Source organism: Methylosinus sp. LW3, assembly GCF_000527115.1.
In the GTDB taxonomy this organism is placed as follows: Bacteria; Pseudomonadota; Alphaproteobacteria; order Rhizobiales; family Beijerinckiaceae; genus Methylosinus.
Genome location: NZ_AZUO01000001.1, coordinates 1,770,835 through 1,793,674, shown reverse-complemented (window position 1 = coordinate 1,793,674; position 22,840 = coordinate 1,770,835). Strand labels below are relative to the sequence as shown.

Genomic DNA, 22,840 nt, shown 5'->3' with positions numbered 1-22,840 from the left:
CCGGTTGGAGAAGAACATGACTTGGCGATTGGATGCGTCGGCGGCGGATTTCGAGGAGCGCTTCACCGCGCTGCTGGCGACGAAGCGCGAGGCCGCCCAGGACGTCGACGACACCGTCCGCGGCATTATCGAGGATGTGGCCGCCCGCGGCGATGCGGCGCTGATCGATTATTCCAAGCGCTTCGACCATATCGACCTCGCCGAAACCGGCATCGCGCTGACGAAAGCGGAAATCGACGCAGCCGAGGCCAAGGTGCCGAAGGAGACGCTGGCCGCCCTCGATCTCGCCCACGCCCGCATCAAAGCCTTCCACGAGCGCCAGCGGCCGCAGGACCTGCGCTATAAGGACGAGGCCGGCGTCGAGCTCGGCTGGCGCTGGAGCGCGCTCGAATCGGTCGGCCTCTATGTGCCGGGCGGCACCGCCTCCTACCCCTCCTCCGTGCTGATGAACGCCGTGCCGGCCAAGGTGGCGGGCGTCGATCGTCTGGTGATGGTGGTTCCAGCCCCGCATGGGGTGATCGACCCGCTGGTGTTGGCCGCCGCCAAGCGCGCCGGCGTCGACGAGGTCTATCGCGTCGGCGGCGCGCAGGCCGTCGCTGCGCTGGCCTATGGCACCAAGACCATTCGCCCCGTGGCCAAGATCGTCGGCCCCGGCAACGCCTGGGTTGCGGCCGCCAAGCGCCGCGTCTTCGGCCTCGTCGGCATCGACATGATCGCCGGCCCCTCGGAAATTCTCGTGCTCGCCGATAAGACCGCCAATCCCGATTGGGTGGCGATCGATCTGCTCGCCCAGGCGGAGCACGACGAATCGGCACAGTCGATCCTCATCACCGACGATCCTTCCTTCGCCGAGGCGACCGCCGCCGCCGTGGAGCGCCAGCTGGCGACGCTGTCGCGCTTCGAGATCGCCTCCAAGAGCTGGCGCGACTATGGCGCGATCATTGTGACCAAGAGCCTCGCCGACTCCATTCCGCTCGCCGACCGCATCGCCGCCGAGCATTTGGAGATCGTCTCGGAAGACGCCGAGGAATTGGCGGCGAAGGTGCGCAACGCTGGCGCCATCTTCATCGGCGCCTATACGCCGGAGGCGATCGGCGATTATGTCGGCGGCTCCAATCACGTTCTGCCGACGGCGCGCTCGGCGCGCTTCTCGTCGGGCCTCAGCGTGCTGGATTTCGTGAAGCGCACGTCGATTTTGAAATGCGACGCCGCCTCGCTGAAGGAGATCGGCCCCGCCGCCGTCGCTCTCGGCGACGCCGAGCGGCTGCAAGCGCATGCGCGCTCTGTGGCCGTGCGCCTCGATCAGCGCGGGGCGTGAGGTGTCGACAAGCGCGACCAAGCGGCTGATCTCCGTCACGCTCGATGAAGCATCCATCGGGCGCGGCACGGCGGATCAGGAGCATGAGCGCGCCATCGCCATCTATGATCTCATCGAGGACAACAGCTTCGCGCTGGAAGGGCATGACGGCGGGCCTTACGCCCTCGTCATCGCCCTGCATGACGCCAAGCTCGTCTTCGACGTCCGCGACGAGGCCGGCGCCACCGTCGTCACGCATATTTTATCGCTGACGCCCTTCAAGCGCCTGCTGAAAGACTATTTTCTCGTTTGCGAGACCTATTACGCCGCGATCCGCACCGCGACGCCGAGCCGGATCGAGGCGATCGACATGGGCCGGCGCGGGCTGCACAATGAAGGCGCGGCCCTGCTCGCCGAACGGCTGAAGGGCAAGATCGACTGCGACTCGGACACCGCGCGCCGCCTCTTCACGCTGGTCACGGCCCTGCATTGGAAGGGCTGAGCCCATGCCGGAGGGAGGCGGACCCCTATCGCGGCCGAGCGCCGTGCTGTTCGCCTGCACGCAGAACGCCGTTCGCTCGCCCATGGCGGAGGCGCTGGGGCGTCACTATTTCGGCCGCGAGATCTATTTCGCCTCCGCAGGGCTGAAGCGCGGCGAGAGCGACCCTTTCGCCATAGCCGCGATGGACGAGATCGGCGTCGACATCTCCCGCCACAAGCCGCACACTTTCGAGGATTTGGAAGATTCCAACTTCGATCTCATCGTCACTTTGTCGCCGGAATCGCATCACAAGGCGCTGGAATTCACGCGCGCTATGGCGGTCGATGTCGTCTATTGGCCGACGCTCGACGCCACCGCGACCAGCGGCTCGCGCGAGACGATCATGGAGTCCTATCGCGCCGTGCGGGATTCGCTGTCGAAACGCATTTTGAAGCTGCTGTCGGTGGAGCATGGATCGGATTGAGGCCGCCAAAAAAAGCGGTCATCGCGAGCGAAGCGAAGCGATCCAGGGGCCGCCCGACGACTCTGGATTGCTTCGCTCCGCTCGCAATGACGGGAAATGTCACCCACGCGCCAGAACAGCGAAGAGCAGCGTGAGCTGACAGAAGAAGCCGATGAGGAACATCGGCGTGCGCACCCACGGCAGGCCCAGCGTGTAGACGACATAATGCGCCGCGCGCGAGGCGAAGAACAAGAGCGCAGCGAGCGCCGTCGCCGACGTGCCGCCGCCGATGATCTGAATCGTCAATGCGAGCACGGCGAAGACGACGAGATTTTCGATCATATTCGTATGGGCGCTCTTGGCGCGCTGCGCCCAGGGCGCCTTGGTGGCGACGTCATGCAACGGATCGCGGAAGGCCTCGATCGGTCCCAGCTGCAAAATGCGCTGTAGAATATAGGGAATCCACAAGACCGAGGCGAGGCCGGCGGTCAGCACGGTCCAATAGAGTTCGGGAGAAATTGCGTTGGTCATAGCGTGTCGCGCTCCTCTAGGATCAAAGACGACGCGAAGGTAGCGGAACGCTTTTCATTGGTGAAGTACGCAGAAATTTCGCATATACTGACATATGCCGCCCATACAGCAATATTGGATACCAACCCATGCGCAAGCAGCGCCACGTAGAATATGACGAATGCCCGATCGAGGGCGCGATGGATATCATCGGCGGCAAATGGAAGCCGTCGATCCTGTTCCGTCTCGCCGATGGAACCAAGCGCTTTTCCGAATTGCAGCGGCTGCTGAAAACGATCACGCAGCGCACGCTCACGCAGCAATTGCGCGATCTCGAGCGCGATCGCATGATCTCGCGCCACGTCTATGCAGAAGTGCCGCCGCGCGTGGAATACAGCCTCACCGAGCGCGGCCGCTCGCTGGAGCCGGTGCTGGCGCTCTTGTTCCGCTGGGGCGTCGACAATGTGCTGGCGGAAAAGGCTACAGCCCCGAAAGTCCCCGCGCCGCGGCGATCAGCCGACGGTCCGACCAGCGCGGGCCGATCAACGAAATCGCGAGCGGCGGCGCGCCCGCGGGCCGCGAAAGCGGAACGCTGATCTGCGGCAGGCCGAAGAAGCTGGCGAAGAGAAAGGTGCGGAACATCTGATAGCGCTTGGCGTCGAGCGCTTCCTCGCTCTCGCCCAGCCGCGGCGAGACGAAAGGCGTCGTCGGAACGACGATGAGGCTGTTCTCGCCGAACATGGCCGCGACACGCGCGCGCCCATCGCGACGAAAAGCGTCGGCCTCGGCTTTGGCGGCAGGCGTCACTCTCGACGCCATGTCGAAACGCTCTGCAATGCCGGGACCGAATTGCGGCCGCGCGGCCGCGATCCAGGCGCCATGCGCGTCCCAGGCCTCATAGGCCTGGAGATTGCGGAAATGACGCAGCGACTCGGCCCAGAATTCCTCGCCCAGCGCCGCGTCTCGCTCGGAAAATCCTTGCGCGACGATGGCGCGCGCCGGCGCCATGGCGGCGGCGGTCTCGGCGTCGCATTGCGCGAAAGTCTCGTCGAGGAAGACAGCCTCGTCGAATGCGCCTTGCGTGAGATCGCGCGGCAGCAGCGCGTCGCCGACCCGCGCCATGAGATCGATATCGCGCGCGAACCAGCCGATGACGTCGAGCGAGGCGGCGAGCGGAACGACGCCATTCACGCAAATCGCGCCATGCGAGGAGCGAAATCCGTAAATTCCGCAAAAGGCCGCCGGCGCGCGGCAGGAGCCGGCCGTATCCGTGCCCAGCGCGAAATCGGCGAGGCCCGCCGCGACAGCCGCCGCCGAGCCGGAGGAGGAGCCGCCCGGATGGCGATCCGGCGCGGCGGGATTTACGGGCGTCCCGTAATGGGCGTTGGCGCCGAGCAGGCTATAGGCCATCTCGTCCATATGCGCCTTGCCGACCAGCCGCGCGCCGCAAGCGAGCAGCCGATCGACGACGGGCGCGTTCATCGCGGCGGGCGCATGAGTCGCCGCCCATGTCGGCTGACCATTGGCGGAGACGAGGCCCTCGACGTCGATGTTCTCCTTGACGACGAAGCGCGCGCCCGAAAGCGGCCCCTGCGCCGACGCCGAAACATCGAGCGAATGCGTCAGAGCGGAAGAAGAGCCCGACATTCCGTTTCCTCCCATCGAGCGCCGCGCGATTATTCATTTCCAGTTCATCGGCGATGCTGATTTTCGACGACGATCCGACTTTTACAAGATGCGGATTAGATTTTCACGAAATGACAGGTGCGGAATGACAATGAAGAAATATGTCGCCGAGGCGATCGGCGCAGGCGCTCTGGTGCTGCTCGGATGCGGCTCGGTGACGCTCGGCGAGCTCGGCGGCGTGCTGAGCTCGACGCAAGGGATCGGCCCGCTCGCCGTGCTGCCCATCGCCTTCGCCTTCGGCCTCACAGTGACGGCCTTCGCTTATGGCATAGGGCCGGTCTCGGGCTGCCACATCAATCCGGCGGTCTCGATCGGCGTCTGGTCCGCGGGGCGGCTCTCGACGCTCAATCTGATCGGCTACATCATCGCGCAATGTCTCGGAGCCATCGCGGGCGCGGCGATCCTCTACGCGATATTGAAAGGCCGCGAAGGCGGATATGACGTCGCCGTCGCCGGCCTCGGTCAGAATGGATGGAGCAATATTTCGACGACCTCGGCCTTTCTGGCGGAATTCGTCGGCACATTCCTGTTTCTGGTCGTCATCCTTGGCGCGACCTCGACCAATGGCGGCACCGCCTCGGCGGGCGTGGCCATCGGCCTCGCGCTCGTCGTCATCCATATCGCGCTCATTCGCGTGACGGGCACCTCCGTCAATCCGGCGCGCTCGCTCGGCCCGGCGGTGTTCGTCGGCGGCAAGGCGCTGGAACAGCTCTGGCTGTTCTTCGCGGCGCCGCTGCTCGGCGGGCTGACGGCCGGCCTGCTGTTCCGCTGGCGCAGCCTCGAGCCCTGACGGGATCGCTCCGGCCTCCACACGATTGAGCCGGAGCTTTCGCGCATGGCAGGATCGCTCCTCTTTCGCGAGGAGATCGATCGATGGCGCATCACCCGATCCGCGGCTTGGTCCTGGCCGCCGTTTTCTCAACCCTGATCGCGGCGCCGGCCTTCGGCCAGAGCCTCGATCTCTCCAAATCGACCATCGTCGATCTCACCCATTCCTTCGACGCCAAAACCATTTATTGGCCGACCTCGCCCTCGGGCTTCGAGCTCAAATCGCTGCACAACGGCCTCACCGAGCGCGGCTATTTCTATGCGGCGAACAGCTTCTGCTCGCCCGAGCATGGCGGCACGCATCTCGACGCGCCATTGCATTTCGCTCGAGGCCATTGGACCAGCGCCGAAATTCCCGTCGATCGCTTCGTCGGGCCGGCCTTCGTCATCGATGTGAGCGCCAAGGCCGCCGCCGATCCAGATTACACGCTGACGCCGGAAGACATCGCCGAATGGGAGGGAGCGCATGGGCGCATTCCGCAAGGCACGATCGTGCTGCTGCGCACCGGCTGGAGCGCGCGCTGGAGCGACCGCAAGGCCTATCTCGGCGATGATACGCCCGGCGACGCCACGCATCTGCATTTCCCCGGCTATGGCGCGCAGGCGGCGGCGCTGCTCGTCGTCGATCGCCGCGCCAAGCTCATCGGCATAGATACGGCGAGCGTCGATAATGGGCCGTCGCAGGATTTTCTGGTGCATCGAATCGTCGCCGGCGCCGACGCCGCCGGGCTCGAGAATCTCGACAATCTCGACAAATTGCCGGCGACCGGCGCCATTGTCTTCGCTCTGCCGATGAAGATTTCCGGCGGCACAGGCGGGCCGGCGCGCATCGTCGCCGTCGTGGCGCAATGAACCGCGTCTATTCCTGATCGGCGAGCCAATGCTCGAGCGCGTGAAAGCTCGCCTGCGCGCCGTCGATCATCGCCGGCAGCAGGCCGCGCGCCGCGCCCGCCTCCAGCGCCGCGCAGCAGAGGCGCCAATCCTCCGTCTCGCCGCCGGAGAGGAAGCGTCGGCCGCGCGCGCACCCTGCGCCGAGCAGCGGATCGAGCGCGGCGGCGAGAAAGGCCGCGCCGAGGCTCGATCCTTCGCGCACATAGAGCGCGCCGAGCCACTCGCCCGGCCCGCCGAGCGCCGGCGCTTCGGCCAGGGGCAGATGCGCGATGAATTCGCCGCTCGCGCCGAGATCGAAAAGATCGCGCGTGAGGAGATGCGCGCGGGCGTCGATGCGCAGATCGACGCCATGTCCGAGCGCGGCCTCGATCAGGGCGCGCTCGAACGGCAGATGAAATCCGTAGAGCCGCGCCAGCAAACGCATATATTGCGACGACGCGATCCGTCCCGCGGCGAGCGCCGCCAGCGTGGGATGCGCATGCAGCCGCAGATGCGCCGCCCGTGTCGCGTTGCGCAGCGCCGCTCGCGCCGGCGAGACGATCTCGCCCGCGGCGCTCACGCGCGCGACGCCTGCCGCCGCGAGGCCGCGCGTGTCGAGGCCTCTTGCGTCATTGCGCGCGAGAGAGCGCCCACCAGCTTCTCCGGCGCATAGGGCTTGGTGACGACGGGACGGCCGGCGAAGCGCGCGGGCGTCACGATGCGGCTCTCGAAGCCCGTGGTGAAGACGAAAGGGACATGCGCCTGGGCCAGCGCATCGGCGACCGGCCATACCGGCTCGCCGTCCAGATCTATGTCGAGCAGAGCGACGTCGAAATCGGGCCGCAGCGCCGCGCGCAGGCCGTCCCAGACAGTGGCGCAGCTATGCGTGATCTCCATACCCCATTCCTCCAGCAGCTCGCGGACGGAGAGCGCGACGAGCGCGGCGTCCTCGACCAGCAGAACGCGGCGATGCGACAGGGCTCGCGGGGGCGGCTCGCAGGCGCTTCCGCCTTGCGACTGCTTCTCCCTCTCGCGCGGCCCCTTGGCGAAGGCGATCTGCGAGACAGGAATGCGCAAGCGGCATTGGACGCCGCTCGCGGCGAAGCTCAGCTCCGCCGCGCCGCCGAGATCGATCGCCAGCGTGCGCTCGATCAGCATGCGCCCGAAGCCGGAGCGCTCCGGCGGCGCGACCTTCGGGCCTTTGCTCTCCTTCCAGCTCAGCTCGACGTTCTCCGCGCCCTTCTCGCGGCGACGGCGCCAATCGATGCGCACCATGCCGCCCGGCGTGGAGAGCGCGCCATATTTGGCGGCGTTGGTGGCGAGCTCGTGGATCGCCATGCTGACGGCGAGCGCCGCCTTGGGCTTCAAGGCGATCGGCTCGCCGCTGATATGGCAGGCGTTCTCCGCCGCCTGGCGAAAGGGCGCGAGCTCGTCCTCGACGATGGCGCGGATCGACAGGCCTTCCCATCGGCTCTGCGTGAGCAGATTTTGCACGCGCGCCATCATCAGCAGCCGGCTCTGCAATGTCGCGTTGAACTCCTCGAGCGAAGCGGAGGAGCGCGCCGTGAAGCGCACCAGCGACTGAATCACCGAGAGCGTGTTCTTCACGCGATGCTCGAGCTCGGCCATCAGAAAATCCTGACGCGCCTGCGCCGTCTGCCGCTCGCGCAGGGCGAGATCGAGCGCATGGACGAAGACCTCGAGGATCGACGAGCGCAGCGAACGCGCGATCTCGATTTCCGTGTCGCTCCAGGCGCGCGATTGCAGACGCGCCGTCTCCTCCCAGGCCTCGAAGGAGGCGCGCGGCGTCAGCGTCTCGCCATCCGCCTCCACCGCCTTGGCCGGATTGCCAGCCCAGCGCACGACCTGCCGCAGCTCGCCGCGGAAGAACAGCACATAGTCCTTCGGCGCGCGCGAGACGGCGATGGCGAGCACGCCGGAGGCGACGTCGCAATAGGCTTCCGCCGGCGCATAGGAGAGCGGCAGGCGGTCGGTCGCGAGCACGCCCTGCTGCGCATGCTCGTGAATCCAGCCGACCAGCGCGCCAATCTGCGCGGCGGAAGGCGCGCGGCCGAGCGTCACGCATTCGCCATCGATGCAGACCGCGCAGCCGTCCGCCTCGATCAGATCGAGCAGATTGGGCTGTCCGCCGAGCAGCGCGCCGGCGAGGTCGCCGCGGCCGGACATGGCGCCGACGAGACGGCTCTGCACCTCGCCCGCGCGCATGCGCCGCTTTGACGTCTCACCCTCGAGACGGCTCTGAAACTCGAGCGAGATCATCTGCGCGAACAGCTCGCAGGCGGCGCGGCGGCGCAGATCGAGGAAATGCGGCGTGCGATGGTGACAGGCGACGAGACCGAACAGCTCGCCGCCGACGACGATCGACACGGACATGGAGGCGCGCACGCCCATATTGGCGAGATAGCGCAAATGCACGGGCGAGACGCTGCGCAAAATGCTGCAGCTGAGATCGAGCGGACGGCCGGTCGAAGGCGAGAGCGCCGGCTCTATCGGCGCCGGCGTGTAGCGCGCGTCCGGTATGAGACGCAGCCAATTGGTCACATAGAGCTTGCGCGCCTGCTGCGGAATGTCGGAGGCCGGAAAGCGCAGGCCGAGATAGGAATCGCAGCCCTCCGCCGCCGTCTCGGCGATGACGCTCCCCGAGTCGTCCGGCAGAAAGCGATAGACCATCACATGGTCGAAGCCGGTCGCCTTCGCCGTCTCCCGCGCAATGGCCTCGGCATAGGCCTCTATGGTCTCGGCGCACGCCGTCGCGGCGAGCATTTTTTGCACGAGCCCGAGCGGATCGCGCTCGACGTCGGCGCGGCGCGGCTCCAGCTCGATGAGGATGACGCCATCGCCTATATGGACGACGCCCTCGAGCGCGACCGCACCGTCGCTCGCCTCCGTCTCGAAGGCGAAGCAGGAGCGCGGCCCCTCGTCGGCGAGGATGCGCGTCAGCCGCGTCGCCGCCACCGCGCCGAGCCGCGCCTCCACATTCTGGCCGAGCAGAGCGCTATGCGAGGCGCCGAGCAGCGCCTGCGTGTCGCCCGCGATCTGGTCGATGCGCATATCGTCCGGATCGAGGGCCAGAAGCACGCCATGCGGCTGGATCGCACCCGGCGTATGGATCGGCTCCCGATCGCAAATCGATAGTTCGACGCTCTGCGGGACGTCTCCTGTCATCGCGTCGCCGCTCCAGCGTCATGTTTGCGATGGGCGGTCATATAAGGCCGGACGCCTCGGCCTGTAGGGGCGCCGGCGGCGCGTCTCACGGTGAATCAAAATTAACCATTGGTCCCTTAAGCTCCGCAACCATTGCCAGACCAAACAGGACTGAATTTCCATGCGCTTTCATGTCGGCCGCAATTATCGCGCGGACGGAGAGAGATTCCGTAAGGCCTCGCCGCAAACCGCCAGCGATCTCGTTCTGGCGGCGCGATCGGCCGCGCGCGCCGGCGAGCCCGCCGCGCCGCGCAAATCGCCGTTCGCGCGCGCCGTTCTCGTCACAGCGACGCTCGCCGCGCCGCTCTTCGCCGGACGCGCCTATCTCGACGCGACGCGAACCGAGCCGGCCGCGATCGCCGCCGAGGAGACCAGGCCGACGATTCGGCAGGTGGAATTGCAGCCGGTGGAATCGCATCCGGCTCCGCCTCTGCAAAAGGCGGAGCGCGCGGAAATCGATCTGATGGCCACCGGCTCGACGCCGCCCCGACAGGAGGCTGCGCCCACCGCCTCTGCGGCCGCTGCGCCTGCGCCCGCCAAGACGCGACGGGCGGCGAGCGGCTCCGTCAGCCGTTCGGCCAGAGAAATTTCGAGAAGCCCGGAATCGTATCGGTAATGGTCTGCAGCTTGGGGCGGCCGACCGCCTGCTCGGCGAGCACGAAGACCGCTTTGGCGAGCTTCTGCAGCTGCGCGGCGGAGAGGCCCATGCTGGTCAGCCGTGATGTCAGCTCGACCACGTCTTTCTGATTTTTCCCGACCAGAGCCCCGAGGCCGCCGAGCGCCAGCCCGAGCAGGCCGCGGCGCGGCGCGGCGAGCGCCGCCTCGACCGTCTCGCGGCCGTCGGGAACACGCGCGATCAGCTCCGCGCCGATGGCGGCGTCGCGCTTCTCCAGAAACGCGAAAATATGACCGATCGCGAGGCGGGCGGTCGGCGCCGAAATGCCGACGTAATTGCCGATGGATGCGGCGATCTCCTCCATTTGCCCTCCGGTTCGGCGATGTGCGCGAGACGAGCGCCCGGCTTTTTAAGCTTTGACGCAGCGCCGCGCCATAGCGGCGCGCAAGTCATCGACAGACGACGACGCCGCCGGAGCCTTAGCCCCGGCGGCGCCACATCGTCCAGAGCGCCGCGATCACGCAGTCACATTCAACCGGGCCTGAGGGAACACGGCCGCCAGCCGGCGGACGCCGAGCCGGCGTGTCCGAGGCCGCCTTGAAGATCAGGGCTCGTGCTCGAGCAGATCGGGAATGCGCTTGGCGAGGCTACGCATCACGCTGTCCGCGCCTTTGAGCATGATGTCATAGAGCGCGTCGGAGGTCGGGTCGGTGGAGATCCCCTCCTGGACGAAGTGGAAATGCGTGCCGCCATTCGGCAGAGCGGAGATCGTCCAGGTGACGGTCACATCCATATAGTGACCGAATCCCTTGAGCTCCTCATGACCGCCCTTCCAGCGGAAGCTGAGCTTCTCGCCGGGGACGACCTCAAGCACCTTGCATTGGAACTCGCCATCCCAACGCTCGATCGGGCGGCTCCAAATGGTGAAGGAATGTCCGACCTCGGGCCGGATATCATTGGGGAAAAACCAGACGGCGAGCCATTCCGAATCCGTCATGGCGCGCCAGACTGCGTCGACCGGATGCTCGAAATCTTTCTCGGTCGTGATGTTTCGCGTCTCGGGCACGGCTGTCGCTCCTGTTTCAGAATTTGAAGCAACAACCCTGCCAAAATGCCGGGCGGCGGCTCACGCTGGCGCGCGCGCAACCTTGGCCGGGCCGAGATCGACCTGGATTTCGTCGCCCTCGATCTTCAGCTCATAAGGATGCAGGGCGTTGCGGACGAGATGCGTCACGCATTTGCCGTTGACGCTGTCGAAGCCCCAATTGTGATAATTGCAGAGCACGGTCTTGCCGTCGAAGCTCGCTTCGTCGAGCGGCATGTCGGCATGTGGACAACGGCCGCGAAAAGCCTTCAGTTCGCCGCCGGCCGGCCAGACCAGCAGGACGCTCTTGCGGCCGGCCTGAAAGAGGCCCATCGCCCCTTCGTTCACGGCGCTGGTGTTGCAGATAAAGGTGAACGCCATCGGGATCCCCCTCGTTTCAAGAAGCTTCCCGCCACGACACGCAAGTTGCGGACCAAAGACGTTCTCGGCGACGCCCCCTGCTCTCCCGGATGCGCACCTTCGAGCCTCGGAATGTTACCGTAAGCTCCCGGGCGGGATCGCAGGGCCGGCGCCATGCATATCAATGTGGCGCCGAATTTCTGTAAATGCATCGGACCGATTGTCGCAATCATTCTCCGGCATGCGCGATCAGCAGCAGAAGATTCTCCAATATGAGAACCGAGGTGAGAGGTCCGACGCCGCCAGGAACCGCCGTGAGGCGAATGTCGAGATCCTCGAGCGCCGCCGCTTCCACATCCCCCGCGAGCTTGCCGTCGATGAAGCCGACGCCGGCGTCGACGACGAGCTGGCCTTCCGAGAAATAGTCGCGCCCGAAGAAATGCGGACGCCCGGTCGCGACAAAGACGATATCCGCCGCGCGCGAGAATTTCGGAATGTCCGGCGTCGCCGAATGGCAGATCGTCACTGTGGCGCCGGCGTTGACCAGCATATTGGCGAGCGGCTTGCCCACCGTGCGGCCGCGGCCGATGACGGCGACGGTCTTGCCGGCGAGCTTCCCCTCCGTCTCCGCCATGGCGATACAGGCGCGCGGCGTCGCCGGCGCGATGAAGCGCTGATGCGGCCCGTTCTGCAGCAGCGCGCCGAGATTGCCGACCGAAAGCCCATCCGCGTCCTTATTCGCCGGAATGAGATTGGTCACGTCGATCTCATCGAATTCGGGCTTGGACGACATCACCACGATGACGCCGTGAATATCGGGGCGCGCGCAGAGATCGCGCATATGCGCGGCTATATCCGCATAGGAGCCGGCATGCGAGAGATCGACGCCCTCGAAAGCGGCGCCGACTTCCTCAGCGTGCTTGCGCTTGACGGCGACATAGCTCAGCGCCGCCGGATCGGACGAGCAGACCACGGCGGCGAGCTTGGGCGTGACGCCGCGCGCCTTCAGCGCGACGATCGCCTCCGTGAGCGCCGCCTTGCGGGCGGCGACGATCTCCTTGCTGTAGATTTTCTGCATAGGACACGCCTTTCACAGCGCCCGGCCCGGCTCCGCTATACTCCGAAAGCGACATAATCTATGCGCGGCCTTTCGACGCTGTCATGAGCGTGGTCTCCGCATCGCGTCGATCGTCGCGCCAGGCACGCCGGAGAAATTATTGGCGACCAGATGGCGCGGCGCAGCGCGCGCGAATTGATCGAGGTCGATCTCCTCGAAGGCGCCGCTGTTCCAGGTCTGGACGATCTCCAGCGGCTCGTCGCCTATGTTGCGAATGGCGTGGCCGAAGCCCTGCGGAATATAGGCGACGTCGCCGGGCCGAAATTCCGCGACCTTGCCACGTCCGCCGGAGCCGAAGATCGCGACCTGGCCTTTGCCGCGCAAATAATAATGCCATTCGTCGGCATTGACGTTCCAATGCAGCTTGCGCATCGCGCCGGGCTCCAGCGTCATGATCCCGCCGGACATTGTCGTCGAGGCCGGAAACTCCTTCGCCGTCGCCAGCCGTAAGCTCCCGCCGTCGAAATCGCGCGCGGCTTTCGTCTCGCGGGTCAGACGGAATCTGTGGGTCGACTCTTTCGGCCATGGCGCCTCGAGCGCATCTTCCGGACGCAGGATCGGACCTGCTTGAATGAAGGTCTCGCCTTTCGGGAAAGCGTCGAAAATATCCTTCGGAACGCCGAATTCCTGCGCGAGGAGATCCTTGGGCGTCAGATCGATCCAATCGGTGAGGGAGAAAGCGCTGGCGTCGGGCGTGAAGCGGCCGTCGTCGAAGACCAGCAAAATGTTGCAGGGCGCGTCGCCTATGGTCTGGATCGCATGGCCATGGCCCTTGGCGAAATACCAGAGATCGCCGGGCTCGAAATTATTGATCTCGCTCGCGCCGCTCGGATCGATGACAACGGTCTGGCAACGCCCGCCGAGCACCAGCGCCCATTCCGCCGCGGTGGCGTGCCAATGCAGTTCGCGCGAGCCGCCGGCGTCCAGAAAGGCGTGCACGCCGGCCATGCTATGCGCGATCGGAAACTCGCGCACCGAGACTTCCTTCGCCCAGCCGCCGGAGGCGACGCGCGGACGGCCGGCGTCGAGCGGAAAGCGAAACTCCATCGTCGCGCCGGGGGCGGTCGCCGCATGGGCCGCATGAGCCTCCGCGGCGTGAGCGGATTTGACGGTCAGCCGCTCAGCCGAGACGGCGACGGCGAGAGTCGAGAAATGGACCGCTCCCCAGGCGGCGATCTCGAGAAAATTGCGTCTATGGGCGAGCATGGGCCATCCATTCCATTCGCAAAAATGGCGAAGCGGCGAGCCGCGCACGGCTCGCCGTCTCGTCGAAGGATCAGCCGCGCTTCAATTGCGAGATGGTCGCCTCCGGCACGCCGGTGAAATTATTGCCGAGCAAATAGCGCGGGCTCGACTGCACCCATTTGTCGAGGTCGATCTCCTCGAATTTCGGATTGTCCCAGGTCTGGATGATCTCCAGATCCTCATCGCCTATGTTGCGGATCGCATGGCCGAAGCCCTGCGGAATATAGGCGACGTCGCCGGGTCCGAATTCGGCGACCTTGCCGCGCCCGCCGGAGCCGAAGATCGCGACCTGTCCCCTGCCCTTCAGATAATAGTGCCATTCATTGGCGTTCACGTTCCAATGCAGCTTGCGCAGCCCGTTGCGCGGCAGCGTCATTATTCCGCCGGACATGGTCTTTTGCGCCGGGAACTCGTCGATCGTCGCGAGGCGGAAGCTGCCGCCGTCGAAATCACGCGCGGCTTTCGGATCGCGCAGCAGGCGGAACTTATGCGTCGACTCCTTCGGCCAGGGCGCCTCCAGCGCATCCGAGGCCTTCAATATCGGGCCGGACTGAATATAGGCCTCGCCCTTGGGAAAAGCGTCGAACAGGTCTTTCGGCAGGCCGAATTCGAGGCCGAGCATTTCCTTCGGCGTCACATCGATCCAATCGGTGATGGAGAATGTGCCGTGCTCGGAGAAGGCGCCATTGTCGAAGGACAGGATGAAGTGACAGGGCTTGTCGCCGACCGTCTGGATCGAATGGCCATGGCCCTTGGCGAAATACCAGAGATCGCCGGGCTCGAAATTATTGATCTCGCTGGCGCCGCTCGGCTCGATCACGACGGTCTGGCAGCGCCCCTCTATGACGAAGGCCCATTCCGCCGCGATTGCGTGCCAATGCAATTCGCGCGAGGCGCCGGGCTCGAGATACATGTGAACGCCGGCGATGCCCTTGCTGATCGGGAATTGATGAACCGTCGCCTCCTTGGCCCAGCCGCCGGAAGTGACCTTCGGCTTATTGCCATCGAGCGAGAATTTGAAGTCCGGCATGGCCGCGACTTCTTTGGGATCGTGATAGGCGACGGCGTCGCCCGGCGGCAGTCCCACCGCCTGACGGCCGAAGCCGCCGTCGCCGGCCTTGGCGAGATATTTGTCGGTCGCCTCGGCGACGCTGGAGAATGTCACCAGCCCGCTCGCCAGAGCAGCGGAACCCAGGAAATCACGGCGGCTCTTGAACATTGTTTCCTCCTCCTGCCTCGCCTTCGAGGGCGAAGCGAAAATTTTTCTACAAAACCAAGTATCCGCAGAAGCGTTGCAAATCGGAATGGCCGATGATTAGATAACAGCTATCGAAAATTCCGATGGCTGCGCCAATGCTCGATCCGATCCATCTGCGCACTTTCGTCGCGATCACCGAGGTGAGGAGCTTCTCCGAGGCGGGACGTCAGCTCGGCCTCTCGCAATCGAGCGTCAGCGAGCATGTGAAGCGGCTCGAGCAATTCGCCGGGCAGAAGCTGTTCGAGCGCGACACGCATTCCAACGCGCTGACCGAGCATGGCCGCGCCATGCTGGAATTCGCGCGCTCCATCCTCGAGACCAACGCGCGCGCCAAACGGCATTTCGGGCAATCCTCCAAGCGGCGCGCGCTGCGTTTCGGCGCTTGCGAGGATCTCGCCATCGGCTGGCTCGGCGACATCATCCGGCCCTTCATGGAGGCGCATCCGGACGTCGATCTCGATTTCACCATCGCGCTCAGCAATCATCTGCTGACGGCCTTCGACGAAGGCCGGCTCGATCTCGTGCTGTGCAAGCGATGGCCGGATGGCGATCGGGGACGGCTCGTGTTCAGCGACCGCATCGTCTGGACAGCGGCGACGACGGAGCCGGTGTTTCGTCACGACGAGGCGCAGCTCGTGCTCTATCCGCCGCCGAGCATCACGCGCTTCATGGCGCTGACGGCGCTGGAGAAGGCCGCCGTTCCCTGGCGCATCGCCTGCACCAGCGGCGATCTCAACGGCCTCGCCACCGCGACCGGCATAGGCCTCGGCATGATGGCGCACGCCAGCACGCTGATCCCGCGCGGGCTGGCCGCCTGCGAGGAGGACGCGCGACTGCCGCCATTGGGATCGGTCGATTTCATCCAGATCGAGCGCAAGGCCGGGGACCGCAAATTGCTCGCCGAGCTGTCGCAGGCGATCGATCGAAAAGCCGCCGGCGCCTCGCGCAAATACTGATGCTACACAACTATAGATTGTATTTTATTCGCGCATGTCGCAAAACGGCGCAGTCGCTCGGGACGCCTCGCGTCTTTGATTTCGCGTAATTTTCGATATTTCCTCCATTTGTGGGATTTGGAGGCATAGCGCTTGCGTTAAGGTTAACGGGATAGAGCGCACGTTTCATTTTGAAATCGACAAACTCTCCATCCCTGTAAAAATATTTAGTATCTTCAACACCTTGAGAGGCTTGCGTTGTGGAGCTCTCGATCACCGCGCCAAAATGACACAGTGAAATAGACGATGAACAAGAAAAACGATCCATCGATCAATTATGATCCAAAGCAGGAGCCCGCCCGACGGCGTCCGCTCCCTTCCCATTCCGAAAACGAGGCCGCGAAGCAGCCGAGCAGCGAGCCGCTGGCGGATAAGCTCCGCCATGTCCGTGCGATCCTGCGCGCCGTCGAAGAATCACGCGAGCAGAATCTGACGACCAAGCGCCTCTTCGAGCCGACGGCGATCGACTGCCTCAAGCAGCTCGTCGAAGCGCTCGACAGAAACGAGGGCGTCGAAGCCGCCCTCGTCGATGCGCGAACGATATTGAAGACCGCCGGAATGGGCTGAACAAAACGAAAGACGCCGGGCCTATAGGCCCGGCGTCTTCCTGCTCGGAATGACCGCGAGCCCCGACCGCGCCAGCGCGCCGCCGGGGCTTTTTCTCAATTGGCGGCGGCTTTCTTCAGGCCGATCGCCACGCGCAGCTCATCGATGGTCGCGACGCGCCCATGCAGGCCGGCGATACGCTCGACATCGAGACGGAGCTTCTGAATATTGTCGTAGAGATTGACCGAGAACGGATTGGGCGTCGCCGGCGGCGGCGCGCCGACCGCGGCCGGCGTATAGGCGTCGGCCTCGATCACGAGCTTCTCCTTCGGCAGAAAGACGAGCGCGAGATCATCCGAATGGCCGCTGCCGGCGATGTGATGAATCTCGATCGCATGCAGGTCGCCGAGCGCGTGCTTGTGCTCATAGGTCTCGAACTTCGCCGCCTTCTTCGAGGCCGCGAGACGATCGGGACGCAGCGTATGCGGCGCGGCCCAGGCCTTCTCGTAATAGGCCTTGCTGATGTCCTGCGTCACAATGGTCGCGCCGGCGTCGACGAAAGTGCGCAGACCGCCCGAATGGTCGAAATGCACATGGCTGTTGACCACATATTTCACCGGCTTGCCGGGAATGACCTCGCCGATCTTCTGGATCAGCGCGATCGAGCGCTCCTCGCTCAGCGGCGCCTCGATCAGCACGACATGGTCCTTCTCTTCCACGGCGAGGCTGTGATGCGTGCCGCCAGTGAGATAGAAGACGCCATCGGCGAGCTTCTCGGACGCCACGGCAACGACAGGCGCGAGCGCGCTCGCGACATTGGCGGGAACCGCAATGTCGACCGCGCCATTGGCCTTGGCCGAGGCGACATTGACATGCAGAATCTCGTGGCCGCCTTCGCTACGATGAATCTCGGCCGGGAAATGCAGCCCGCCGAAATCCTTATAGCCCGAGAAATGCGTCTCGATCAGCGTGTCGCCCAGCACCGGCGTGTCGATCCAGGTCTTGATCGCCGACACATGATTATCGGCGCCGATCGCGCCGACGAAGCGGCGCGCGCCAATGGCGAAGGAGACCTCGACGCCGGAGCCGACGGTTTCCGATTTCGCGTTATTGGCGAGCGCGGCTTTCAGAAAGCCCTGCGGCGTCGCCCAGATTTCGGCGACGCGCTCGTCCACGGCGGCCGGAGCCGGCGTCGCCACCGGAGCGGCGCCCGGAGCCGCGCCCTGCGGCGGCGCGACATTCCAGGCCTTGTCGCCGACGACGAACCATTCGAGCTTCTGCTCGACCGGGGCCGGACGGGCGCGGCCGTCGGGCGTCTGCGAGCGGGTGATGAGCACGCGCTCGGCCGCCTTGTCGAAGTCGATCGCCGCGCTATAGGCGGAGACGTCGAACTTCGGCCAATCGCCGCCGGGAATCGGGGCCTGGCCGAACTGACGCCAATGGCCAGCGCCGGCGAATTCCAGCGTCTTGACGCTGGCGGCGGAGGCGAGCGTCGCCGCCTCCTGCAGCGAGGCGGCATGCGCCGCTCCCGCAAAGACCGACGCCGTCAGTCCTAATCCGGCGAGCGTCTTGAAACTGCGTATCGACATGAGAACCTCTCTCTCTTCCTCGGGGGCGCAGATTTTCATCGGCGCGTCGTGACGCGCCGATGCGGGGGAAATGGCCGCGTCTTCTGCTCGCGGACTCTCGTCGGGGCCTGAAGTGCGCGTCAGGCCGCCGGCGCGGCGACGAAACCGCTCTCGCCGCCGCCTTCCGCGAGCGCGTGAGCGTCGGCCTCGTCGACACGATAGGAATCGATGCGCGCTGTCGCCGGCCCTCTCGCCGCGAGAGCGAGAAACTCATCGACCACCGCAGCCGAACCGGCGATCAGCGTCTCCACCGAACCGTCAGCGCGATTGCGGACCCAGCCGGCGAGATGCAGCCGCCCCGCCTCGCGAGCGACAAAGACGCGATAACCGACATTCTGCACATGCCCTTCGACGATGATGCGGGCGATGCGCCTCTCGCTTTGCGGCGACGTCACGGGATTCTCCCAGATGATGCGCGGTCTCATTTGGACGTCACGCGAAAGCCTGCGTTCTCCGGCGGCGCGATGGCCGTCTCCGCATGCGGCGTCCCCTCCGGCGCCCAGTCGTAAGGCACGGGCTGCGCACGATAGACGCTGTAATTGAGCGTCGGGCGGCCGGTTTCCGCATCCTTGCCGCGCCGCGGATAGGGGTTGAGATATTCCCAGACGATCTCGCCCTCGGGCGTCACCTGGAAGAAGCGCCCGATCTGACCTTCGTCGATGAAAGTATTGCCATTGGGTAGGCGCCGCGCATTGCTGATATGCGTGCTGCGGAAGGTCCAGCCGGGATTGCCGGAGCTCGCGCCCGTATATTGCCAGACGATCTGCTTGGTGACCGGATCGATCTCCAGCACGCGCGAACCGCCCGTGTAGGTGACGGAAGCGCGCGGATAGCCGGCCTCGCCCTGATTGTCGAAGACGAGAAGATTGCCGGCGCCGGGCAGGCCCTTGGGAATGATCTGCGCGTCATGCTGGCCGGAGATTTGATCGACGGGCCGCGGAACCTTGCGCGATGTCGTCGTTCCATCCTCCGACACCGGCGGGAAATGCGGCCCCAGCGTCCAGACGATCTTGCGCGTCTTGCGATCGACGATGGCGATGAAATTGCCGTTGCGCGAGTCGAAGATGAGATTGTCCGGCGCAAAGCGCGCATCGCCCTCGTCATGCCAATGATTGGGGCCGACGGGCTTCAGATCATTGACATGAAGATAGTCCGGATTCTTCGAGCCCTTTATTAGCTTCAGCTCATCGGCCGTGAAGCCGATCTCGTCGAGATGATCCGAAGCCGCCCAGGTCCACACGATATCGCCATCGGGATTCGCCTCGTAAGCGACATCGTCGAGAACTTGCGGCGCGGCGAAGCCGGGAAGCGGATAGGAGATATTGGCGAGCAGCAGCGTGTTGCCATTGGGCAGGCGCGTTATGTCGTGATGCTGGCGCGCGACGCCGCCCGGCGCCGCGGAGCCGAAGCTCCACACGGGCTTGCCGTCCCAATCGACCTCGCCGACCGTTTTGCGCACGCGCGTCTGGGCGCGGCCGGGCGTGAGATCGGTTCCCCTGCCCTCCTCGCTCTCCAGCGTGACGAATATATGCCCCCGCGCGCCCTCAACGAGCGCCGGATCGATGAAGGAGACGGGCTGGCCCGTATATTTCCACTCGCGCACGACCTTGCCGGTGAGATCGACGAGCCTCGTCACATCATCGCCGCCGGCGAAGAGAACATAAGAATTATAGGCGCGCGCAGGATCGTAGATGGTCGCGCCCGTCGGATAGACGCTGGGCTCCGCCGAGGCGCCGGCCGCCGCCGCCGCGAGAGCGCCCACGCAGGCGCTGCGCAAAAACCACGCTCCGAAAAGGGTTTCGATTGAAAAGCGATGCCTGCCGCGGGCCATCGGACGCTCCCGTCTTGCTGTGATGCCGCCATTATATTCACACTTATCAGCTATGATAAATAGCAAAATGCTCGAGTTCTACACATAAGAAGGAATTTGCCTCCCGCATCGCCGAGAGAGACTCGCCGCCTCGCAGAACGACATGCTCTAAAGTGTTTTTCTATATGCGCGTCGCGCTTTCGCGCCGCTCCGGCGAATGGCGCTCCGGCGCCGCTCTGCTCGAAAAATTGCACTTGTTGGATGGATAAGAAAAACTATATCTGTCGAGCTTATGTAGAAAGCGCCGGAGGCATTGTGACCATCTCATCCTCTCGACCGGGTTTCCGCAACGCCCCGGGCGAAATCGAAGTCGAGCGCGCCATCGCCGAAATCCGCGCCGGACGGCCGATCATTCTGCATGAGAATGGAGAACGCATCCTCGCTCTCGCCGCCGAAGCGCTCGACTCCTTCTATTGCGAGAGCTTCGAACGTCTCGGCCGCGCCGACGCGCGCCTCGCCCTCTCGGGGCCGCGCTTGCGCCGCCTCGGCGCGCAACGCCGCGAGGCCGGCGCCGTCGCAATGCCCGTGCTCGACGTCCCGCGGGCGCATGCCCTCGCTTTCGATTCCGACGCGCGCCTCGATGCGCCGGCCGCCGCTCTCTCCGCGCTGGAGGAGCGCGCCTTGGATCTGATGCGTCTCGCGCAAGTGCTTCCGGCGGCGATCATCGCCGGCGCGGAGGGCGCCGAGGCCGACTTCGCCCGCCCGCTCGAGGTCGCCCGCGCCAATGTCGCCGCCTACCAGTCCACACGCCTCGCGGCTCTGCGCATCGTATCTCGCGCGCGCGTGCCGCTCGAGGGCGCGCCAGACAGCGAGTTCATCGTCTTTCGCGGCGGCGAAGGATTGCGCGATCAGGTGGCGATCGTCATCGGCGAGCCGAATTTCGCGCTCCCCGTGAATGTGCGCCTGCACTCGGCCTGCCTCACCGGCGATCTCTTCGGCAGCCTGAAATGCGATTGCGGCGATCAATTGCGCTATACGGCGCGCTACATGGCGGAGAATGGCGGCGGCGTGCTGCTCTATCTCGATCAGGAAGGCCGCGGCAACGGGCTCGCCAACAAGATTCGCGCCTATGATCTGCAAGCGCGCGGCTTCGACACCTATGACGCCGACGAGACGCTCGGCTTCGACAAAGACCAGCGCCGTTTCGCCTTCGCCGCGGAAATGCTGAAGCTGCTCGGCGCGCGCCGCGTGCAGGTGCTCACCAATAATCCAGAGAAGATCGACGCGCTCACGCAAGCGGGGCTCGAGGTGGTCGCCGACCAGCGCATAATGGGGCGCCGAAACACCCATAATCTCCGCTATCTGGCCGCCAAGCGCGACAAGGCTGGACATCTCATCGACCTCGACCGCGCCCCCGCCTGACGCAAATGGCGGGGACCGCGCCGCCGAATATATTGATTATTCCTATATTCCATATATGCTTTAAATGGATCATCGGCGCGACGACGATAACATTGGGCGCGCGCCGACGCACAATGCGATTCTCGCGGGGTTTCGACGCAATGAGTTCCGATCTGACTGAAGCCGCCCCTCCTTTCATCGGAGCGGCGAGACGCTTCCTGCCGCGTCGGAACCTCACCCGCTGGATCGTCGTGGGGCTCGTCGGCGCTGTCGCGATAGGCGCATGGCGCTATCGGGCCGCCGAAACGCCAGCCGCTCCCACGCCAGGCCGCGGACCGGCCATCGCCGTCGCCGTCGCGGAGATCACGCGCGGGGACTTTCCGGTCGTCTTCTCGGGTCTCGGCACAGTGACCGCCTCCGCGACATCGGTGGTGAAGGCGCAGGTCTCCGGCCCGCTGGTGGAGGTTCGCTACAAGGAGGGCCAGATCGTCAAAGCCGGCGACATTCTCGCGCGCATAGACCCGCGGCCTTTCGATCTCGCCGTGGCGCAGGCGCAGGCTCAGCTGCAGAAGGACGAGGCGCTGCTGCAGAACGCCGAGCGCGATCTCGCCCGCTATGAGCTGCTGCGCACGAAGGTGAAGGACGCCGTCTCCGGCCAGCAGCTCGATACGCAGCGCGCCCTCATCGGCCAATATCGCGCCGCCGTCGAGATGGATCGCGCGCAGGTCGGGCAGGCGAAATTGAATCTCAGCTACGCCAATATCGCGGCGCCCATCGACGGCCGCATCGGCCTGCGTCTCGTCGACCCCGGCAATATCGTGCAGACCAATGATCAGAACGGCATAGCCGTGGTGACCCGGCTCTCGCCGATCACGGTGATCTTCACTCTGCCGGAGGTGAGGCTGCAGAGCGTGCTGAAGCGTTTTCGCTCCGGCGAGGCGCTCGCCGTCGTCGCCTATGATCACGAGCATTCGCAGGCGCTCGCGCATGGCGTTCTCTATGCGATCGACAATCAGATCGACGCGACCTCCGGCACGGTGAAGCTGCGCGCCGAATTCTCCAATGAGGACGAGAAGCTCTACCCCAATCAATTCGTCAACGCCGAATTGACGGTGGAGACGCTGCTCAATGTCGCGCTCGCCCCGGCGCCGGCGATTCAGCGCGGCGCCAAAGGGCCTTTCGTCTATGTGCTGGAGAGCGACGACAAGGTCTCCGTGAAGCCGGTGCGGATCGGCCCGAGCGACGGCGAGCGCGCGGTGATCGAAGGCGACCTCGCGCCCGGACAGCGCGTGGTGGTGGAAGGCGTGGACAAGCTGCGCGACGGCGCCAAGGTGACGCTCGCCGCCGGACCGGGCGCGGAGAAGAAATCCCCGCCCGCCGAGGGACGTCGTCCAGAAAAAGCCCCCGCGCCGTGAGCGCC

At 65.2% G+C, this 22,840-nt stretch carries 24 protein-coding genes; 11 read left to right on the top strand and 13 right to left on the bottom strand.

Annotated elements, in window-relative coordinates:
* The first annotated feature begins 16 nt into the window (after nucleotides 1-16).
* From hisD to METLW3_RS0109070, 3 genes are read left to right on the top strand one after another with little or no spacing between them, the layout of a single operon-like run.
* Nucleotides 17-1,318 carry a histidinol dehydrogenase gene (gene hisD, locus METLW3_RS0109080; RefSeq protein ID WP_024879616.1) on the top strand — a complete coding sequence of 434 codons (1,302 nt, stop codon included), beginning with the start codon at nucleotides 17-19 and terminating at the stop codon, nucleotides 1,316-1,318.
* 1 nt (nucleotide 1,319) lies between these two features.
* On the top strand, nucleotides 1,320-1,799 hold the full coding sequence (locus METLW3_RS0109075) for a UPF0262 family protein (RefSeq protein WP_024879615.1): 480 nt from the start codon (nucleotides 1,320-1,322) through the stop codon (nucleotides 1,797-1,799).
* A 4-nt stretch (nucleotides 1,800-1,803) separates the two neighbouring features.
* Nucleotides 1,804-2,262: an arsenate reductase ArsC gene (locus tag METLW3_RS0109070; RefSeq protein ID WP_024879614.1), complete on the top strand. Its 459-nt coding sequence runs from the start codon at nucleotides 1,804-1,806 to the stop codon at nucleotides 2,260-2,262.
* Nucleotides 2,263-2,361: 99 nt separating this feature from the next.
* On the opposite strand, the gene METLW3_RS0109065 is transcribed toward METLW3_RS0109070, so the two are convergent.
* The gene (locus METLW3_RS0109065) at nucleotides 2,362-2,772 is read right to left on the bottom strand and encodes an MAPEG family protein (protein ID WP_051465397.1); all 411 of its coding nucleotides are present in this window, start codon (nucleotides 2,770-2,772) and stop codon (nucleotides 2,362-2,364) included.
* A 128-nt stretch (nucleotides 2,773-2,900) separates the two neighbouring features.
* Between METLW3_RS0109065 and METLW3_RS27495 the strand changes: the two genes are divergently transcribed.
* The gene (locus METLW3_RS27495; RefSeq protein ID WP_134188239.1) at nucleotides 2,901-3,347 is read left to right on the top strand and encodes a helix-turn-helix domain-containing protein; all 447 of its coding nucleotides are present in this window, start codon (nucleotides 2,901-2,903) and stop codon (nucleotides 3,345-3,347) included.
* Here METLW3_RS27495 and METLW3_RS0109055 read toward each other — a convergent pair.
* A complete protein-coding gene (locus METLW3_RS0109055; RefSeq protein ID WP_024879611.1) occupies nucleotides 3,232-4,398 on the bottom strand; it encodes an amidase in 1,167 nt (388 codons plus the stop codon). The genes METLW3_RS27495 and METLW3_RS0109055 overlap by 116 nt on opposite strands.
* Nucleotides 4,399-4,528: 130 nt before the next feature.
* Between METLW3_RS0109055 and METLW3_RS0109050 the strand changes: the two genes are divergently transcribed.
* Nucleotides 4,529-5,227 carry an aquaporin gene (locus tag METLW3_RS0109050; protein WP_024879610.1) on the top strand — a complete coding sequence of 233 codons (699 nt, stop codon included), beginning with the start codon at nucleotides 4,529-4,531 and terminating at the stop codon, nucleotides 5,225-5,227.
* Between the two features lie 83 nt (nucleotides 5,228-5,310).
* Nucleotides 5,311-6,117 (top strand): cyclase family protein, encoded by an 807-nt coding sequence (locus tag METLW3_RS0109045; protein WP_024879609.1) that lies wholly within the window; start codon nucleotides 5,311-5,313, stop codon nucleotides 6,115-6,117.
* Nucleotides 6,118-6,124: 7 nt separating this feature from the next.
* Here the strand turns inward: METLW3_RS0109045 and METLW3_RS26810 are convergent, their stop codons facing one another.
* Complete coding sequence (locus METLW3_RS26810; RefSeq protein ID WP_024879608.1) at nucleotides 6,125-6,715, bottom strand: biliverdin-producing heme oxygenase; 591 nt, start codon at nucleotides 6,713-6,715, stop codon at nucleotides 6,125-6,127.
* The gene (locus tag METLW3_RS0109035; protein WP_024879607.1) at nucleotides 6,712-9,321 is read right to left on the bottom strand and encodes an HWE histidine kinase domain-containing protein; all 2,610 of its coding nucleotides are present in this window, start codon (nucleotides 9,319-9,321) and stop codon (nucleotides 6,712-6,714) included. Before METLW3_RS0109035 ends, METLW3_RS26810 begins: the two co-directional genes overlap by 4 nt.
* A gap of 160 nt (nucleotides 9,322-9,481) precedes the next feature.
* Here METLW3_RS0109035 and METLW3_RS0109030 point away from each other — a divergent pair, with 160 nt between their 5' ends.
* Entirely contained in the window at nucleotides 9,482-9,976 is a 495-nt protein-coding gene (locus METLW3_RS0109030; RefSeq protein ID WP_024879606.1) for a hypothetical protein, read from the top strand.
* On the opposite strand, the gene METLW3_RS0109025 is transcribed toward METLW3_RS0109030, so the two are convergent.
* The 6 genes from METLW3_RS0109025 to METLW3_RS0109000 form a co-directional block, all read right to left on the bottom strand.
* The gene (locus METLW3_RS0109025; protein ID WP_024879605.1) at nucleotides 9,927-10,340 is read right to left on the bottom strand and encodes a hypothetical protein; all 414 of its coding nucleotides are present in this window, start codon (nucleotides 10,338-10,340) and stop codon (nucleotides 9,927-9,929) included. The two genes, METLW3_RS0109030 and METLW3_RS0109025, sit on opposite strands and share 50 nt — an antisense overlap.
* A 240-nt stretch (nucleotides 10,341-10,580) precedes the next feature.
* Entirely contained in the window at nucleotides 10,581-11,042 is a 462-nt protein-coding gene (locus METLW3_RS0109020) for an SRPBCC domain-containing protein (RefSeq protein WP_024879604.1), read from the bottom strand.
* 60 nt (nucleotides 11,043-11,102) lie between these two features.
* On the bottom strand, nucleotides 11,103-11,441 hold the full coding sequence (locus METLW3_RS0109015) for a Rieske 2Fe-2S domain-containing protein (protein ID WP_024879603.1): 339 nt from the start codon (nucleotides 11,439-11,441) through the stop codon (nucleotides 11,103-11,105).
* A gap of 208 nt (nucleotides 11,442-11,649) precedes the next feature.
* Entirely contained in the window at nucleotides 11,650-12,498 is an 849-nt protein-coding gene (locus METLW3_RS0109010) for a bifunctional 5,10-methylenetetrahydrofolate dehydrogenase/5,10-methenyltetrahydrofolate cyclohydrolase (RefSeq protein WP_024879602.1), read from the bottom strand.
* 81 nt (nucleotides 12,499-12,579) lie between these two features.
* Nucleotides 12,580-13,743 (bottom strand): cupin domain-containing protein, encoded by a 1,164-nt coding sequence (locus METLW3_RS0109005; RefSeq protein ID WP_024879601.1) that lies wholly within the window; start codon nucleotides 13,741-13,743, stop codon nucleotides 12,580-12,582.
* A gap of 70 nt (nucleotides 13,744-13,813) precedes the next feature.
* A complete protein-coding gene (locus METLW3_RS0109000; RefSeq protein ID WP_024879600.1) occupies nucleotides 13,814-15,001 on the bottom strand; it encodes a cupin domain-containing protein in 1,188 nt (395 codons plus the stop codon).
* 122 nt (nucleotides 15,002-15,123) lie between these two features.
* Between METLW3_RS0109000 and METLW3_RS0108995 the strand changes: the two genes are divergently transcribed.
* Both METLW3_RS0108995 and METLW3_RS0108990 read left to right on the top strand, forming a co-directional pair.
* Complete coding sequence (locus METLW3_RS0108995; protein WP_036308775.1) at nucleotides 15,124-15,996, top strand: LysR family transcriptional regulator; 873 nt, start codon at nucleotides 15,124-15,126, stop codon at nucleotides 15,994-15,996.
* Between the two features lie 285 nt (nucleotides 15,997-16,281).
* The gene (locus METLW3_RS0108990) at nucleotides 16,282-16,602 is read left to right on the top strand and encodes a hypothetical protein (protein WP_024879598.1); all 321 of its coding nucleotides are present in this window, start codon (nucleotides 16,282-16,284) and stop codon (nucleotides 16,600-16,602) included.
* A gap of 95 nt (nucleotides 16,603-16,697) precedes the next feature.
* Here the strand turns inward: METLW3_RS0108990 and METLW3_RS0108985 are convergent, their stop codons facing one another.
* From METLW3_RS0108985 to METLW3_RS0108975, 3 genes are all read right to left on the bottom strand, one after another.
* Nucleotides 16,698-18,170, bottom strand: a complete 1,473-nt coding sequence (locus METLW3_RS0108985) for an MBL fold metallo-hydrolase (RefSeq protein WP_024879597.1) — start codon at nucleotides 18,168-18,170, stop codon at nucleotides 16,698-16,700.
* A gap of 119 nt (nucleotides 18,171-18,289) precedes the next feature.
* A complete protein-coding gene (locus METLW3_RS0108980; RefSeq protein ID WP_036309437.1) occupies nucleotides 18,290-18,604 on the bottom strand; it encodes an acylphosphatase in 315 nt (104 codons plus the stop codon).
* A gap of 26 nt (nucleotides 18,605-18,630) precedes the next feature.
* Entirely contained in the window at nucleotides 18,631-19,986 is a 1,356-nt protein-coding gene (locus METLW3_RS0108975; protein ID WP_036308774.1) for an aryl-sulfate sulfotransferase, read from the bottom strand.
* A gap of 348 nt (nucleotides 19,987-20,334) precedes the next feature.
* On the opposite strand from METLW3_RS0108975, the gene ribA reads away from it, so the two are divergent.
* Both ribA and METLW3_RS0108960 read left to right on the top strand, forming a co-directional pair.
* The gene (ribA, locus tag METLW3_RS0108965) at nucleotides 20,335-21,441 is read left to right on the top strand and encodes a GTP cyclohydrolase II RibA (protein WP_024879594.1); all 1,107 of its coding nucleotides are present in this window, start codon (nucleotides 20,335-20,337) and stop codon (nucleotides 21,439-21,441) included.
* A gap of 140 nt (nucleotides 21,442-21,581) precedes the next feature.
* Nucleotides 21,582-22,835: an efflux RND transporter periplasmic adaptor subunit gene (locus METLW3_RS0108960; RefSeq protein WP_024879593.1), complete on the top strand. Its 1,254-nt coding sequence runs from the start codon at nucleotides 21,582-21,584 to the stop codon at nucleotides 22,833-22,835.
* The last annotated feature ends 5 nt before the right edge of the window (nucleotides 22,836-22,840 follow it).